The organism is Lactobacillus sp. XV31L (genome assembly GCF_059900865.1).
Genome location: NZ_JBWXGC010000002.1, coordinates 133,938 through 147,054 on the forward strand (window position 1 = coordinate 133,938; position 13,117 = coordinate 147,054).

The 13,117-nt window shown below is 43.4% G+C and carries 17 protein-coding genes and 1 other annotated feature; of the genes, 1 reads left to right on the top strand and 16 read right to left on the bottom strand.

Features of this window, described 5'->3' with window-relative positions; all coding sequences use genetic code 11:
• From AC2JF7_RS02220 to AC2JF7_RS02265, 10 genes are all read right to left on the bottom strand, one after another.
• Window positions 1-1,155 (bottom strand): nucleotidyltransferase, encoded by a 1,155-nt coding sequence (locus AC2JF7_RS02220; protein WP_500726639.1) that lies wholly within the window; start codon window positions 1,153-1,155, stop codon window positions 1-3.
• A 6-nt stretch (window positions 1,156-1,161) separates the two neighbouring features.
• On the bottom strand, window positions 1,162-1,509 hold the full coding sequence (rsfS, locus tag AC2JF7_RS02225) for a ribosome silencing factor (protein ID WP_500726642.1): 348 nt from the start codon (window positions 1,507-1,509) through the stop codon (window positions 1,162-1,164).
• Complete coding sequence (gene yqeK / locus AC2JF7_RS02230; protein WP_500726644.1) at window positions 1,502-2,116, bottom strand: bis(5'-nucleosyl)-tetraphosphatase (symmetrical) YqeK; 615 nt, start codon at window positions 2,114-2,116, stop codon at window positions 1,502-1,504. Before yqeK ends, rsfS begins: the two co-directional genes overlap by 8 nt.
• Window positions 2,109-2,753: a nicotinate-nucleotide adenylyltransferase gene (locus AC2JF7_RS02235; protein ID WP_500726646.1), complete on the bottom strand. Its 645-nt coding sequence runs from the start codon at window positions 2,751-2,753 to the stop codon at window positions 2,109-2,111. The genes yqeK and AC2JF7_RS02235 overlap by 8 nt, the downstream gene beginning before the upstream one ends.
• Window positions 2,754-2,763: 10 nt before the next feature.
• Window positions 2,764-3,879 carry a ribosome biogenesis GTPase YqeH gene (gene yqeH / locus AC2JF7_RS02240; RefSeq protein ID WP_500726648.1) on the bottom strand — a complete coding sequence of 372 codons (1,116 nt, stop codon included), beginning with the start codon at window positions 3,877-3,879 and terminating at the stop codon, window positions 2,764-2,766.
• On the bottom strand, window positions 3,869-4,396 hold the full coding sequence (locus AC2JF7_RS02245) for a YqeG family HAD IIIA-type phosphatase (protein WP_500726650.1): 528 nt from the start codon (window positions 4,394-4,396) through the stop codon (window positions 3,869-3,871). The genes yqeH and AC2JF7_RS02245 overlap by 11 nt, the downstream gene beginning before the upstream one ends.
• Window positions 4,397-4,501: 105 nt before the next feature.
• The gene (gene rplT, locus AC2JF7_RS02250) at window positions 4,502-4,858 is read right to left on the bottom strand and encodes a 50S ribosomal protein L20 (protein ID WP_500726652.1); all 357 of its coding nucleotides are present in this window, start codon (window positions 4,856-4,858) and stop codon (window positions 4,502-4,504) included.
• Window positions 4,859-4,894: 36 nt separating this feature from the next.
• Entirely contained in the window at window positions 4,895-5,095 is a 201-nt protein-coding gene (gene rpmI / locus AC2JF7_RS02255; protein WP_500726654.1) for a 50S ribosomal protein L35, read from the bottom strand.
• A 20-nt stretch (window positions 5,096-5,115) separates the two neighbouring features.
• The gene (gene infC, locus AC2JF7_RS02260; protein WP_500726656.1) at window positions 5,116-5,628 is read right to left on the bottom strand and encodes a translation initiation factor IF-3; all 513 of its coding nucleotides are present in this window, start codon (window positions 5,626-5,628) and stop codon (window positions 5,116-5,118) included.
• A 37-nt stretch (window positions 5,629-5,665) separates the two neighbouring features.
• Window positions 5,666-5,777 (bottom strand) — a sequence feature (ribosomal protein L20 leader region).
• A 74-nt stretch (window positions 5,778-5,851) separates the two neighbouring features.
• Window positions 5,852-6,019, bottom strand: a complete 168-nt coding sequence (locus AC2JF7_RS02265) for an LPXTG cell wall anchor domain-containing protein (protein ID WP_500726658.1) — start codon at window positions 6,017-6,019, stop codon at window positions 5,852-5,854.
• Between AC2JF7_RS02265 and AC2JF7_RS02270 the strand changes: the two genes are divergently transcribed.
• Window positions 6,012-6,299, top strand: coding sequence for a hypothetical protein (locus tag AC2JF7_RS02270; RefSeq protein ID WP_500726660.1), 288 nt, complete (start codon window positions 6,012-6,014; stop codon window positions 6,297-6,299). The two genes, AC2JF7_RS02265 and AC2JF7_RS02270, sit on opposite strands and share 8 nt — an antisense overlap.
• Before the next feature lie 32 nt (window positions 6,300-6,331).
• Here AC2JF7_RS02270 and AC2JF7_RS02275 read toward each other — a convergent pair whose 3' ends face one another.
• The 6 genes from AC2JF7_RS02275 to dnaI all read right to left on the bottom strand — a co-directional run bounded on the left by AC2JF7_RS02275 (window position 6,332) and on the right by dnaI (window position 13,108).
• Window positions 6,332-6,442 carry a MucBP domain-containing protein gene (locus AC2JF7_RS02275; RefSeq protein WP_500726663.1) on the bottom strand — a complete coding sequence of 37 codons (111 nt, stop codon included), beginning with the start codon at window positions 6,440-6,442 and terminating at the stop codon, window positions 6,332-6,334.
• A gap of 98 nt (window positions 6,443-6,540) precedes the next feature.
• Window positions 6,541-7,923, bottom strand: coding sequence for a BspA family leucine-rich repeat surface protein (locus AC2JF7_RS02280; RefSeq protein ID WP_500726665.1), 1,383 nt, complete (start codon window positions 7,921-7,923; stop codon window positions 6,541-6,543).
• 35 nt (window positions 7,924-7,958) lie between these two features.
• Entirely contained in the window at window positions 7,959-8,294 is a 336-nt protein-coding gene (locus AC2JF7_RS02285; RefSeq protein ID WP_500726667.1) for a hypothetical protein, read from the bottom strand.
• A 740-nt stretch (window positions 8,295-9,034) separates the two neighbouring features.
• On the bottom strand, window positions 9,035-9,853 hold the full coding sequence (locus tag AC2JF7_RS02290) for a transporter substrate-binding domain-containing protein (RefSeq protein WP_500726669.1): 819 nt from the start codon (window positions 9,851-9,853) through the stop codon (window positions 9,035-9,037).
• 147 nt (window positions 9,854-10,000) lie between these two features.
• Window positions 10,001-11,932 (bottom strand): threonine--tRNA ligase, encoded by a 1,932-nt coding sequence (thrS, locus tag AC2JF7_RS02295; protein WP_500726671.1) that lies wholly within the window; start codon window positions 11,930-11,932, stop codon window positions 10,001-10,003.
• A 276-nt stretch (window positions 11,933-12,208) separates the two neighbouring features.
• On the bottom strand, window positions 12,209-13,108 hold the full coding sequence (gene dnaI, locus AC2JF7_RS02300; protein ID WP_500726673.1) for a primosomal protein DnaI: 900 nt from the start codon (window positions 13,106-13,108) through the stop codon (window positions 12,209-12,211).
• Window positions 13,109-13,117: the final 9 nt, after the last annotated feature.

Here is a 13,117-nt window from a genome sequence, read left to right on the forward strand (position 1 = left end):
TTAAACCTCCAAAGGACGCCGACCAAAGTTTTGATCAACTTGCAATACTTGCTCAACCAAGCGGTCAACGCGCAGCTGCAAGTGCATTGAGCCGGTTCTAGTGTTCTTTTGATCAACTTTGGAAATAATAGTGGCCGCCGTATTCTTCCTAATCTGCTTCAAGTACTTGCGGCCCAACTTGCTATAACCCAACAAGAAAAGTGCCTCATGGTCAAAGCTGCCCAGCATATCGTCTTGCGTTACATTCAATAACGTGTACAGACTGAGCCTGCGCAAGCGTGAATAAGTATAACGCTTTGACTTTACGCGGCGCAAGAATTCCGTGAAGTTTTGGGCCAAGTGGATCTCTTGCTTCATCTTATATTCTAGACCTTCGCTCATTTGGTAAATTTGCTGCAATTCTGCCAAAGACGAAGATTCAATCCGATACTTCAAAAAGGGAAAGAGAACATTCCAATTGGGGTAAGCCTTTTGCTGGTAGAGCATGCGCACCTCTTCTTTTGGCATCCACTGTTCTAATTCATCATTTAATTTAGTATGCAAGATAATATTGCGGATTGCACTTGCACTTTGAACCACTCCATTATTTTGCAAAATATCATCATGACCGGCACCAATTCGATTGATTGGGTGGAGATCCAATGGGTTGCCCAAGTTGTGGTTAGCCACAGCATAGGCAAGGGCCAAGATCGAGTTGGGCTCATTAACTTCATGACCAACCTCGCGGGCCACCATCTGGTTGTACTGGGTGGAGTAGGTTTGGCTGTAATCGTTGAAGTCCATATGACTCTGCGGAATTTCAGCAATCTTGCTGCCCAGATAGGCAAAGTTTTGGGTTGCATCCTCAACGCCAAAGATCAAGTCAGTAACACCCAGCTTGGCCAGTTGGTCAATACTACCCAGAGCAAAAAGGTCGGCCGGTTCAACGGAAGTAGAAAAAGGCAGTTCAAACACCAAGTCTGCCCCGCTAGCAAGTGCGGCATGGGCACGGGACCACTTGTCCATAATTGCCATTTCACCGCGCTGGACATAGTTGCCCGACATCACGACCACAATGGGATCTTTGCTACCCGCAATATAGCGCGCCTTATTCATTAAAAATTCATGTCCGCTATGAAAAGGATTATATTCGGCAATAATTCCGACTACACTCATTATCAGCTAATCTTCCTCTATTGCTAACTTCTTACCGTCAGTCCATAGTTTTTCAACCTTATAAAAATCTCGGGCTTCTTCTGTAAATACATTGACCACAACATCGCCCAAGTCGAGCAGCAGCCAGTTGGATTCGCTTGTGCCTTCAACGCGGTAGTCATAAAAGTCAACCTTATGTGCTTCATCAATGATGGCATTCGCAATTGCATGCAGCTGCCGGTTTGAGCCGGCACTGGTTACAACATAATAATCCGCTAAAATGCTGTATCCCTGCATGTCATAAGCTGCAGTATCCTCGCCATGGCGGTCACTAATTGCCTTTAATGTGAAGGCCAGTACTTCTTTATTAGTCATTTTTCTCCTTATTTGTCTTAACACTCCATACGTTATATGAATCTAAAGTGCGGGGGTAGATCTTGTCACGCTTCTTAATTAAAAAGTCCAAGGTATGCGCTAATTGGTATCCTACGCCCTCGTCTAAGTTGGCGCAAGTTATCTGACGGGCTTCTTCAACTCCAGAAAAAGCGCGCCCAGGTTCAATATAGTCGGCCATGAAAACAATCTTGTCAAGCGTGGTCATTGTTATATCACCAGTGGTGTGACGACTTACAGCTGTTAAAATTTCTTTATCAGTGATTTTTAAATCACGTTGAATAAAGTAGGTGCCAACTGGTCCGTGCCAAATTCTGCGTCCCCAGCTCAAGAGGTCTGGATCAAAGCCTTCATTCTTGATTACCTGGCGGTATTCTGCAACCGGAACTTGTTTGGCATAATCGTGAACAAAGCCGGCCAAGGCAGCCTTGTCTTCATCATAATTGTTCAGCTTGGCCAACTTGCGCGCAGTCTGGCTGACACGCACGCAATGGTTGAAGCGGTCTTCATCCATATTGCTTTTTTCTCGGGCTATTAGCTCACTGCTGCTCAATGGTGAGTAAGTGTTCTTAAAAGATAAATCAGTCATGATACAGCCCCTTTTTATGGATATAATTGCGAACGGTATCTGGCACCAAGTACCTGATTGAACCCCCAATAGCCAGCGTTTGACGGATAGCAGTCGAACTCACATCAATGGCGGGAACATCTACCCAAATCATGGGCAATTGCGCCTTTTGCGGATAGCCAGCACGCTGAACGCCGACTAAGGTAGCCAAACGGGCTAACTTGGTTGGCTCTTTCCACCTGTCTAAAGAATTAACCTGGTCGCTGCCCATAATTAGGTAGTAGTGGTTCTGCGGTTGTGCTTCTCGCAGATACTGAAGCGTGTCAATAGTATAGGAAACGCCCCCGCGGTATAGCTCAAAAAGCTTAACCTGGAAGCGCGGATTGTCTTGGGTTGCTAGTTCTAGCATGTTGGCTCGGTCTTGGGCCGAAACTGTTGGGGCATCCTTTAGCGGCGGAATATTGGTTGGGATAAACCAAATCTCGTCCAGGTGCAACTTGGTCAGCACCTGTTCAGCTACAATTAGGTGGCCGAGATGGATCGGATTGAAAGTTCCACCTAAGATGCCAACTTGTTTACCCTTGCTTTGATCTTTTGCATGTTCTTCTTTAACCTCAACAGAATGAGTTGGGGCAAAATCTTTTGCTAGTGCAATCATCAAATCCCCCCTAAATTAAAGCTCGTCTAATACCTAAACCAATTTTACCAGGAGTATAAGCTTTAACTAAGCAATTTTCCGGTACGGTAATAAAGCCAATGCCGCCAAATAACAGATCACTTTTAGCCGATGTACGCATTTCCTGCCCTTGCAGCTGTGGCAGGCTGTCTGTTTTATCTGGCGGAGACAGTAATTCACCCACGTGCTTGTTATAAAATTCATCCGCCTTTTCCGTTTTGGTCCGGTGAATATATAGTTCACGGGCAGCATAAACCGTAAAGCTGGCTGGGTCACCCTGTAGGTAGTCCAGGCGGCCAAGCCCAGCCAAAAACAGAGTGTTGCCTGGCTTAAGCTGGTAGGTGGCCGGTTTAAGCGGCTTTTGCGGTGAAATCACTGCTAGTTCCTGTGCATTCAACCTGGTGGCCAACTGGTTGTCCGTCAAAATGCCCGGCGTGTCTACCAGCAGGTGGCCATTTTCTAATGGTATTTCAATTTTGTCAAGCGTTGTTCCTGGAAACCGGGAAGTTGTGATTAGATTTTTAACATCACCCATCTGATCGATAATCGCATTGAGCAAGGTTGACTTGCCCACGTTCGTCATCCCCACAAAGTAAACATCTTGATCCTTAGACGAACTATCCAAGTAGGCAATCAAATTATCCAGATTCCGCTTGTTCTTGGCACTCACCAGAAAAATTCTCTTAGGGAAGAGACCCACACGATTGGCCTCTTGACGCATCCAGTCCTTGATCTTGCTTTGGCGTGAATTTTGCGGAAAAAGGTCAAACTTGTTGCCCACCAAAATGAAGTCATTATTGCCAATAAAGCGCTTGAGTGATGACAATAATGAGTTTGTAAAGTCAAACAAGTCAACTACATTGACAATCAATGCCTTCTTGGTTGCCAGCGAGTTAAGCAAGGCTAAAAAGTCATCATTGCTAGCTTCCACTGGCATAATTTCATTGTAGTGACGCAAGCGAAAGCAGCGTTGGCAGTATACGTCAATATCACTGTCTTCACTCTGAGTGGCCTGCTTTAACCGGGAAGCCGGCAAGTAACCAGCTTCGGCTGGATCTTCTGATTGCAAGGCAGCACCGCAACCAATACAAATAATTTCATCGTCCATTTTTCAACGTCTCCTTAAAAGTTACTGGGTGTGAAAGTGCCAGAATAGCAAAAATAATTTTTTCAAAAAAGCGGTTGATGCGGGTATTCCATTTGTCGGTTTCAACCAGCGGCTTGACCAGGACTGATTGTACACCAGCCAGGTTGCCAGCCTGCATGTCTGTAATTAACTGGTCTCCCACCATCATCACTTGCTTCTTAGCCAGGTCAAGTTCGCGCCGCTTGCGCGTAATTGCAAACGGCAAGGGTTTTCTCGCTTTGGCAACAAAGTCAATATGGTAGGGTTTCAAGACCTTGCCGATTCGCTCGGCGTTATTATTCGAAACAACCACAAGCCTGATTCCAGCTTTAGCCAAGCGCTGGTTGAGGTTGTCCATCTCCTTAGCCGTTTCAAACTGGTTCCATGCCAAAAGCGTATTGTCCAAGTCAGCAAATACGGCCCGAATATCCAGCTGGTGAAGCGTATCAGTATCTAAGTGGTAAATTGTATCAATTGTATAACGTGGCCTGAATAACATTCAACTTCCCCTTCATTATTATTGCCCTAGTCTAATATATCAAATTAGGAGCGTCAGTGCTAAATTTAGCCATAAAAAAACGGCGCCTTCAGCGCCATTTTAAAATTAATTTAAAGCTTTTTTAGCAGTTGCGGCTAATTGTGCAAAAGTCTCTGAATCGTTATAAGCGATGTCAGCCAACATCTTCCGGTTCATGTCAACACCGGCAAGCTTTAAACCGTGCATTAACTTCGAGTAAGAGATGTCATTTTGTCTTGCTGCAGCATTGATTCTGGCAATCCATAACTTTCTGAAGTCACTCTTGCGTCTTCTCCGGTCCCGGAAAGCGTACCGGTAAGATACAAATAATTGGGTACTTGCAGCTTTAAATTGCAAGTGCTTTGCGCCACGGTAACCCTTGGCAAGCTTCATAACCTTCTTACGACGTTTACGTGTTACTGTTCCACCTTTAACTCTTGGCATTTAAAATTCCTCCTAAATATCGTCTTTACTTCATGATTAACGCATTTGCGAGAGCATCTGTTTAATGCGCTTCAAGTCGCTGCGTGAAACTAATGCAGCCTTTCTCAAATGACGACGTTGTTTCTTGGTTTTGCCATGGAAACGGTGACCAGTAAAAGCATGGTGACGCTTTAAAGCACCAGAAGCTGTTCTTTTAAAACGCTTAGCAGAAGCGCGGTGAGTTTTCATTTTAGGCATTTTCTAATTCCTCCAAATAACTATTTATTTTTATCACTCTTCGGAGCGAGCATTAAGAACATTGAACGGCCTTCCATCTTAGGACTGCTAATTACAGTAGCAATATCCGCTGTGGCTTCAGCCATCTTTTCCAGAACTTCACGCCCTAATTCCTTGTGAGTAATAGCTCGACCCCTGAATCTAATCGATACACGAACCTTGGCACCCTCTTTAGTCAGAAACTTTTGGGCGTGCTTCAACTTCGTATTGAAATCGTTACCCTCAATGGTGGGACTTAGGCGGATTTCCTTGACGTTAACCATCTTGGATTTCTTCCGGGATTCTTTGACCTTCTTTTGTTGTTCAAAGCGAAATTTGCCGTAGTCCATAATGCGGGCAACTGGCGGCTTAGCATTAGGCGAAATCAGAACTAAATCTAAGTCTGCACTGCTGGCCTGACGTAGAGCTTCAGTCTTGGTTACAACCCCAACTTGTTGGCCTTCTTCATTAATTAAACGAACTTCGCGTGCGCGTATTTGGTCGTTTAATATCATATTCTTTGGTATAATTCTTCACCTCCATAGTGATTCGAGGACAAGAAAAGAGCGGGTATAAGTTACCCGCCCTTAATCAACAGAAAATATTGATCAGCCCAGAGGTCAACTTAACTTAGGCGAGGAGCGGGAAGCTCCTTCTTGTTCTCAACTAAAATAATTATACGCACTTTATGTCCAAGAGTCAATACACCATGCGTAAAAATGTGCTTTTTATGCTCGATTAGTCCTTATGGTGCTTCAACCAGGCAGCGCCAACTGTACCCAGTACTAATAATTCGCCTAAAGCCAGTAGCGCAAAACTATCATGTTTGCTGGTGCCGGTTTGCGGCAACCTGTCCTTTTGTCTTGCTGACTCGATCGGAGCTGGATCATTACTCTTCTTGCCCAACTGCCGCGTCCTTTTTTTACCCGAATTATTAGTTGTTTTAGGCGGCTTGGGCCTAGATGGCTTCTGCACTGTTGGTCTAACTGGATTAGCAGGTATTGGATTAATTGGTGCCGGACTAACAGGTGGGATGACCGGATTGACCGGTTGTGTTGGGTTATCTGGTACCGGTGGCACTGGCGGTGTTGGATTATCTGGCGCTGGCTGTACTGGTGGCGTGACCGGTGGCACCGGCGGCTTTGGATCATCTGGCGCTGGTGGTGTAAATGGGTTTAGCGTGTAAACATACGTAACCTCTTGTAGGGCAGCAGTGAATTAACCATCTGGATTACCCCTTACTTCTTTGAGGGTATAATCATCAAACTGTATTGGTTCCGTATGATAGGGATCGCCAACTTTACCTGATAAGTTATAGTAGGAATCCAAACCGGCGTTCTCATATCATCCTCATAATTCACTCTAACAGTACTTAAGCTGTCCGGCGAATCCTTACGATAAACATAATTAATTGTCTTGGGAGCTAGTTAATCAAAATCACTATAAGCATCACCCCAAAATGTAACCAGAGTATAACCCGGGATCACCTCTTGATAGTTTAATGGGTTGATCTTTTCACCAATTAAGCCGCGAATGTCGCGGTCAGCAACTAGTTCATTGCCATCTTCATCTTGGTAGTGGGCCGTTACATTCCCGCTACGAATATAAGTATCGGCATCTATTTCAGCCTTATACTTAGTCATAAACTCTTCTGGAGGCCAAAGGTTCTTTCCTTTAGCATCAACCATCGTGCCACCAGCCAAGTTGATCCATTGACTGTATGGGGGTTGCCCACTGCTAATTCCTTCTAACTCATCCCAATATTCAAGAGCTGCATTTTTGACATCGCTGTCTTTACCCAATACTAGAATTTCCAGTTTGGGCAGACCAGAGAGCATCGCAAACATAGCTTGATCAGCATCACCCATAGCCGGCTGATCAAAAAAAGGTGTGTTCTTCATGCTAAAGATGCTTAGGTCCAGCTTTTCTAAGTTCTTGCAACCATCAAACATGCCTCCCATATTGGTAACTTTAGACGTATCGAAGCCAGATAGGTCTACGCTCGTTAGACCTGCACAATATGAAAACATGCCATGCATATTTGTGACTTGGCTAGTATCAAAGTGACTAACGTCCAAAGTAGTGAGCTCTGTGCAGCCAGAAAACATTTCGGTCATATCTGTAACTTTAGACGTATTCCACTGGGAAACATCCAAGCTTGTTAACTTTGTCCGATGAACCGTACCATTGCTAATAGATAAAATATTAAACATATTACTCATATTAGTCACTTGGGACGTATCCCAATGGCTGACATCCAAACCGTTAATATTATTGCAAAAACTGAACATTCCGTTCATATCTGTAACTTTAGACGTATTAAAGTTACTTACATTTACGGTTGGCAGATTGTAGCAGTCATTGAACATATTTGACATATCTGTAACATTGGACGTATCCCAAGTATCTAATTTAATGCTAGTTAAATCGCCGCAAACCCAAAACATGCCTGACATATTTTTTACTTTACTAGTATTCCAATGATTCAAATCCAGGTTAGTAAGACTGTAACAAGAGTCAAACATATTTGACATATCAGTTACTTCTGAAGTATCAATGTTATCCAAACCTTCAATATTAGTTAGGTTTTCTAATCCTCTAAATAATGCATGAACCGAACCAATAAATTTGAATTTCCCATTGAATTTTATTTGTTCAATATCATCTTTTCCAATCCAGTCTATATTACCCCAAAATTGCTTTGGATCAGTCAACTCTTGGGGATGTGTATCTGTACCACCTGGAATTTCTATGGTCTTTGAAATGTTGTCATAGCTTGCAGTTAATCCATTCCAACTTATGTTAGACACTGTACGTTTCAGACCACTAGTATTTGGATTAGTCTTTATCCCTTGGCCGGCCTCACTATTAAAAGCGACTTGCTTAGTTGACCGATCCTCATTATTTGTATCTGTACTTGTTGGAGCTTCTTGGTCATTGCCAGTCTTAATGTCCTCTGCAAGTGCATCATCTGGCTGAACAGGGGTTGTGGTACCCCCCCCCCCTCATTTTTTGAAATATTATCCACTCTATTGGAGTTGGAGCCTTCTTGAATTTCTTGACTAGTTAGGTTATCGGCTTTAATTTCCTTGGTATTAAAAAGACACAAACTTAAAGCAGCGGCTGTTGCGTTACTAAAAAGTATTTTTTTGCCTGTACTATGTACAGCATTCTTGCTCATAAAAAGATTCCCTTCGCGATGAAATTATTAAATCATCAAAGTTATTTATTTTAACAGAACAAATATACAGTATTCTACATAAATAAGCAAGATTAGTGTCTCAATTTATAAACATGTGATTAACTGTGCAATCAAATCGTTACTGTTATTTTGGTATCAAAAAAGCGGGTCTAAAGCCCGCTTTCATTAAGATTTTTTAATATTCATCGTGCTTACCGCCATAAAGTATGCTTAAAATAACATTAATTTTTAGCAAATTGTTCTACCAAGCTTTAAAACGTTGAAACCATCTGCCACCGATTGCAACCACCAGCAACATACAACCTAAGATTTGCTGCCCAAAATTAGCAGACTCACCGGTGCCTGTCCGCGGCAACGTTTTGCTTTGGCCAGCAGGTTTATTTATTTTGGGAGCGGCTTTCTCACTTTTCTGGATTAGCTTTTGTCTTACTTGAGCTTTTTTATTTGTGCCTGTGATAGTTGTGCTTGTAATAGTTGTAACTTGCTCTTTTCCAGGTTGATTGGGATTCGCTACCGGTACAGAAACTGAATGAACTGGTTTAAGGACATAAGCAAGCCTTTTTTTGCTTTATCAACTTATGATTTCTTACCCATTCAAGACTAGTGGCTGCCCCCATTAGACATCAAAAAAGCGGGTTTTTAGCCCGCTAATATTAAACAAATTATGTGACACTTTTTGAGTTTTGTACGTTATCAATGTTTGCCTGCACTTGCAATTATCAATTTCGATAGTACATCTTCTTATAATTAAATCCTGGTACCTTACTGAACCACTTTGTGATTAGACGGTTGTATTCGCCGCTTTTTTTGATTTTGCCAATTGCTTGATTGACAGCCTGCAAAAATTCGGGCTGGTCCTTGTTAACAGCAATTCCATATGGCTCATGCGTAAAAGTGCCACCGCGAACAAACAAGCCCGGATTTTGAACTGCTATTCCATAAAGGACACTATTGTCGCTGGTTAATGCATCGCCTTGCCCAGACTTTAATGCTGAAACAGCTTGACCATAGTCTTGCATGGTCACCACTTTTGCCTTAGGGACTATCTTTTTAACCATTTCCACAGAATTATCGCCAACAATTCCAATTACAACTTTGTTGGCCAAATCATGAACATTTTTGATTGGCGAATTCTCTTTTACTAGTATGCCTTGGCCTGCTTGAAAATAAGGCTGGGAAAAACTAACGATCTTGGCTCGATCTGGCGTAATGGTCATTGTCGCAATCACAGCATCAACATTGTTATTCTTTAAGAGTGGGATTCGCGACTGGGCCGTTACCAAAGCAAACTTCGCCCTGCCTTGAGGGCCCAATATTGCTTTCGTGACAGCCTTTGCCATATCAACATCAAAGCCCTTTTCTTGGTCATCCTTAATATCAATCAGACTAAACAGTCTTTTATCGCCTTCAACTGCCCATGTAATTGTCTTGCTTTCCCGGACCTCTTTTAAGGTGGACTGGTGAGATGCGTTTTTCCCACAAGCAGTCATAAGGAAGGCACAAAGCACTACACACAGTGGCCAAACTTTCTTTTTCATGCTGCTTTCCTCGCTCGTTCAATCAAATGCTCTAAAAGCCTTTGTGGAATAATTGCCTCGTTATCTTCTGCGGCTAAAGCCAGGACTGCAAATCCATTTAAACTGATGGCAGTGGTGAATCAGGTTGACACCACCTTAATATAGAAACTAGTGCTGGCATGAAAATGATTTAACGTCTTCATCGATTTCATGGATGAATTCATCAAGACTCTTAGCCACTTCTTCTTCCGTACCGTACCGGCGAACGTTGACACCGCCATCCTGCATTTCTTTGTCACCTAAGACCAAGGTATATGGAACTTTTTGTGTTTGTGATTCACGAATCTTGTAGCCTAGCTTTTCATTACGCAGGTCAACTTCTGCCCTGAAGCCGCGCTTGTTGAGTTCAGCCTCCACATTCTTGGCATAGTCAGAATGCGCATCCAGGTTAACTGGAATCACTTGTACTTGCACTGGGGCTAGCCAAGTTGGGAATGCACCCTTGTAGATTTCAATTAGGTAAGCAATGAAGCGTTCCATTGTCCCTACAATGCCGCGGTGGATCATGACTGGACGGTGTTCTTCGCCATCTTGGCCAACATAAGACAAGTCAAAGCGCTCAGGCAACATGAAGTCGAGCTGGATTGTTGACATCGTTTCGTCTGCACCCAGGGCAGTCTTGGTTTGAATGTCAAGTTTAGGACCATAAAATGCTGCTTCACCTTCTGCTTCAACGTAGTCAAGGCCCATGTCGTCCATTGCCTTCTTGAGCATTGACTGGCTTCTTTCCCACATTTCATCATTAGCAAAATATTTTTCCGTATTTTTCGGATCGCGGTATGACAGTCTGAAGTAGTAGTCAGTAATATCAAAGTCCTTGTATACATCCATAATCAACTTCAAAATCTTGGCAAATTCTTTTTGCACTTGGTCAAGCGTAACGAAGGTGTGACCATCATTCAAAGTCATTTCCCGGACACGTTGCAGTCCAGACAAGGCACCAGACTTTTCATAACGGTGCATCATGCCCAACTCAGCAATTCGGATTGGCAATTCCCGGTAAGAGCGGATGTGGTGTTTGTATATTTGGATATGGGACGGACAGTTCATGGGACGCAATTCCAGCATCTCACCATCACCCATATCCATTGGCGGGAACATATCATCACGGTAGTGAGCCCAGTGTCCTGAAGTCTTGTAGGCGTCTAGGTTCATCAAGACTGGCGTGTAGACGTGCTTGTAGCCATCAGCAACTTCCCTATCGATGATGTAGCGCTCAACTACCCGGCGAATGGTTGCACCCTTTGGCAACCAGTATGGAAGACCAGCACCAACTTTAGGATCAACGAAGAAGAGGTCCAGGTCACGACCAATTGTCCTATGATCGCGTTCCTTAATCTCAGCCCGTCGCTTTAAGTCTGCATCGAGATCAGCCTTCTTGAAAAATGCTGTGCCAGAAATCCGTTGCAACATAGGATTGGATGACTGCCCCTGCCAATATGCACCAGCAACTGACAAGAGTGCAAATTGCTTGATCTTGCCAGTGTTGGGCAGCAACGCTTCAAAACCAAAATCAACAAAGTCGCCCAACTTGTATGCACTAACCTGATCGCCTTCTTCTTTTAGCAATGCAAGCTTAAAGGGATCATCTTTAAATATTTCTACCAATTCTGACTTAGGGAGCGAAACGGCTTCAATTTTATTGCCAGCCTTAATTTCTTTTTTAACTGCCTTTTCAAGTTCTGGCAGCTCGCCCACACCAACTTGATTTTCCTTGTCTGTGTCAACAAAGAAGCCATCAGCATCAGCTTCATGCTCACCCAAGCGCAATTCAGGGTATGCCTTCTTGGCAGCTGCTTCAAGGACAAAGGCTACAGTGGAACGAAGAACGTTCAAACCATCTTCGTCTTTATCAGTAATAATAGCAACTTGTGCATCGCGATCGATTACAAAATCAAGGGAATGCAGCTTCTTGTCAACGCGACCGGCAAGTGCAGCTTTACCCAGTGATGTAGAAATATCATGCGCAATGTCCCCAATGGTGATTGCTTGATCATAGTTACGTTTTGCGCCATCTGGCAGAATAACTGAAAAGCTCATATTTACTTACCTCCAAATAAAAAAGTCCCAGTGCAATATGCACTGGGACGTATTTAGCGTGGTTCCACCCAAAATTAAGTTAGATTGGTCCAACTTATCTCGTTACGAATTGATAGTGGAATTCACCCTGATTTAAAACTTTGTTAGTGGATGAGTGGGGTGCGTCTTCGGTGGGAACTTCCAGAATATTGTCCCTCTCTCTGTCTTGAAGCGCATCATGTTCATTCATTGAAGATAATTATACATAAAGAAAACATGAATGCAAGTCTTTTTTGACTAGTGGCGGCGGTTGACCCCAGAAACAGTTACCTCAGTTGCTAATGCCCGTACCCGTTCCATGAGACGAGCCGCCTTAACTGGATCAATGGCATTCTTAGTTTCCTTGAAGTGTTCTTCTAAGTCAGCCATTGCCAGGTTAGAAGAGAAGAAAGTGGGCAAGATATTGTCCATACGAGCTTGCAAAATCACGGCTAACACTTCATCTCGCGACCATTGGCTCAAATTTTCAGCACCAATATCATCTAAAATCAACACATCACTCTTGGCAATACGCTGAATTTCATCTGGCAGCGAATTGTCGCCAAAGTGACTAGATAGGCTGGCAATAAAGGTGGGCACATGCAGGAAGACTACTTGCTTGTTCATAGCCGCAATTTGATTTGCAAGTCCAGCCAGCATGTAGGTCTTACCGACACCAAAATCACCTGACAAATAGAGGCCTTTTTGGTGAATATCTTTAGTAAAGTTTGCCAAAAACTGGTTGATTTTTTCAAGCGCATTCAAACGCTCTGAAGTTACATCAACCTTGCTCAAGTACACAGCGTGCAATGACTGCGGCAAATTAATCAAGCGAACATGTTTTTTGATGCTCAACTCGCGATCACGAGCAATTTTACTTGCTTCAGGGACATACTGCAGGTCAATTGCATTACTGTTCAGAATCAATTGCGGCCGATAGCCTGCCGTAACCGGGTCATGCTTGTGCTGGCGCTGGCAAAACTCATAGAGGTTTGACATGCTTTTATCAATTATTTCTGGCGTAATCTTGTCCTTGTGTTCATCAATAAATTGCTGCACTTTAGGCTCAGACAAGACCTGCTGGCGAATCGTATCTTGATTTTCATTTTTGACTGCACCTGCTTTAATTTTGTCCATATAGTCACCAATAGATTGCATATCTCTCAC

Coding starts and splice junctions, on each gene's coding strand:
- AC2JF7_RS02220 (WP_500726639.1), bottom strand. CDS start 1,155: ATGAGTGTAGTCGGAATTATTGCCGAATATAATCCTTTTCATAGCGGA.
- AC2JF7_RS02285 (WP_500726667.1), bottom strand. CDS start 8,294: ATGAGCAAGAATGCTGTACATAGTACAGGCAAAAAAATACTTTTTAGT.
- yqeH (WP_500726648.1), bottom strand. CDS start 3,879: ATGGACGATGAAATTATTTGTATTGGTTGCGGTGCTGCCTTGCAATCA.
- dnaI (WP_500726673.1), bottom strand. CDS start 13,108: ATGCAATCTATTGGTGACTATATGGACAAAATTAAAGCAGGTGCAGTC.
- AC2JF7_RS02235 (WP_500726646.1), bottom strand. CDS start 2,753: ATGATTGCACTAGCAAAAGATTTTGCCCCAACTCATTCTGTTGAGGTT.
- rsfS (WP_500726642.1), bottom strand. CDS start 1,509: ATGACTAATAAAGAAGTACTGGCCTTCACATTAAAGGCAATTAGTGAC.
- AC2JF7_RS02290 (WP_500726669.1), bottom strand. CDS start 9,853: ATGAAAAAGAAAGTTTGGCCACTGTGTGTAGTGCTTTGTGCCTTCCTT.
- rplT (WP_500726652.1), bottom strand. CDS start 4,858: ATGCCAAGAGTTAAAGGTGGAACAGTAACACGTAAACGTCGTAAGAAG.
- yqeK (WP_500726644.1), bottom strand. CDS start 2,116: ATGACTGATTTATCTTTTAAGAACACTTACTCACCATTGAGCAGCAGT.
- AC2JF7_RS02245 (WP_500726650.1), bottom strand. CDS start 4,396: ATGTTATTCAGGCCACGTTATACAATTGATACAATTTACCACTTAGAT.
- thrS (WP_500726671.1), bottom strand. CDS start 11,932: ATGAGCTTTTCAGTTATTCTGCCAGATGGCGCAAAACGTAACTATGAT.
- rpmI (WP_500726654.1), bottom strand. CDS start 5,095: ATGCCTAAAATGAAAACTCACCGCGCTTCTGCTAAGCGTTTTAAAAGA.
- infC (WP_500726656.1), bottom strand. CDS start 5,628: ATGATATTAAACGACCAAATACGCGCACGCGAAGTTCGTTTAATTAAT.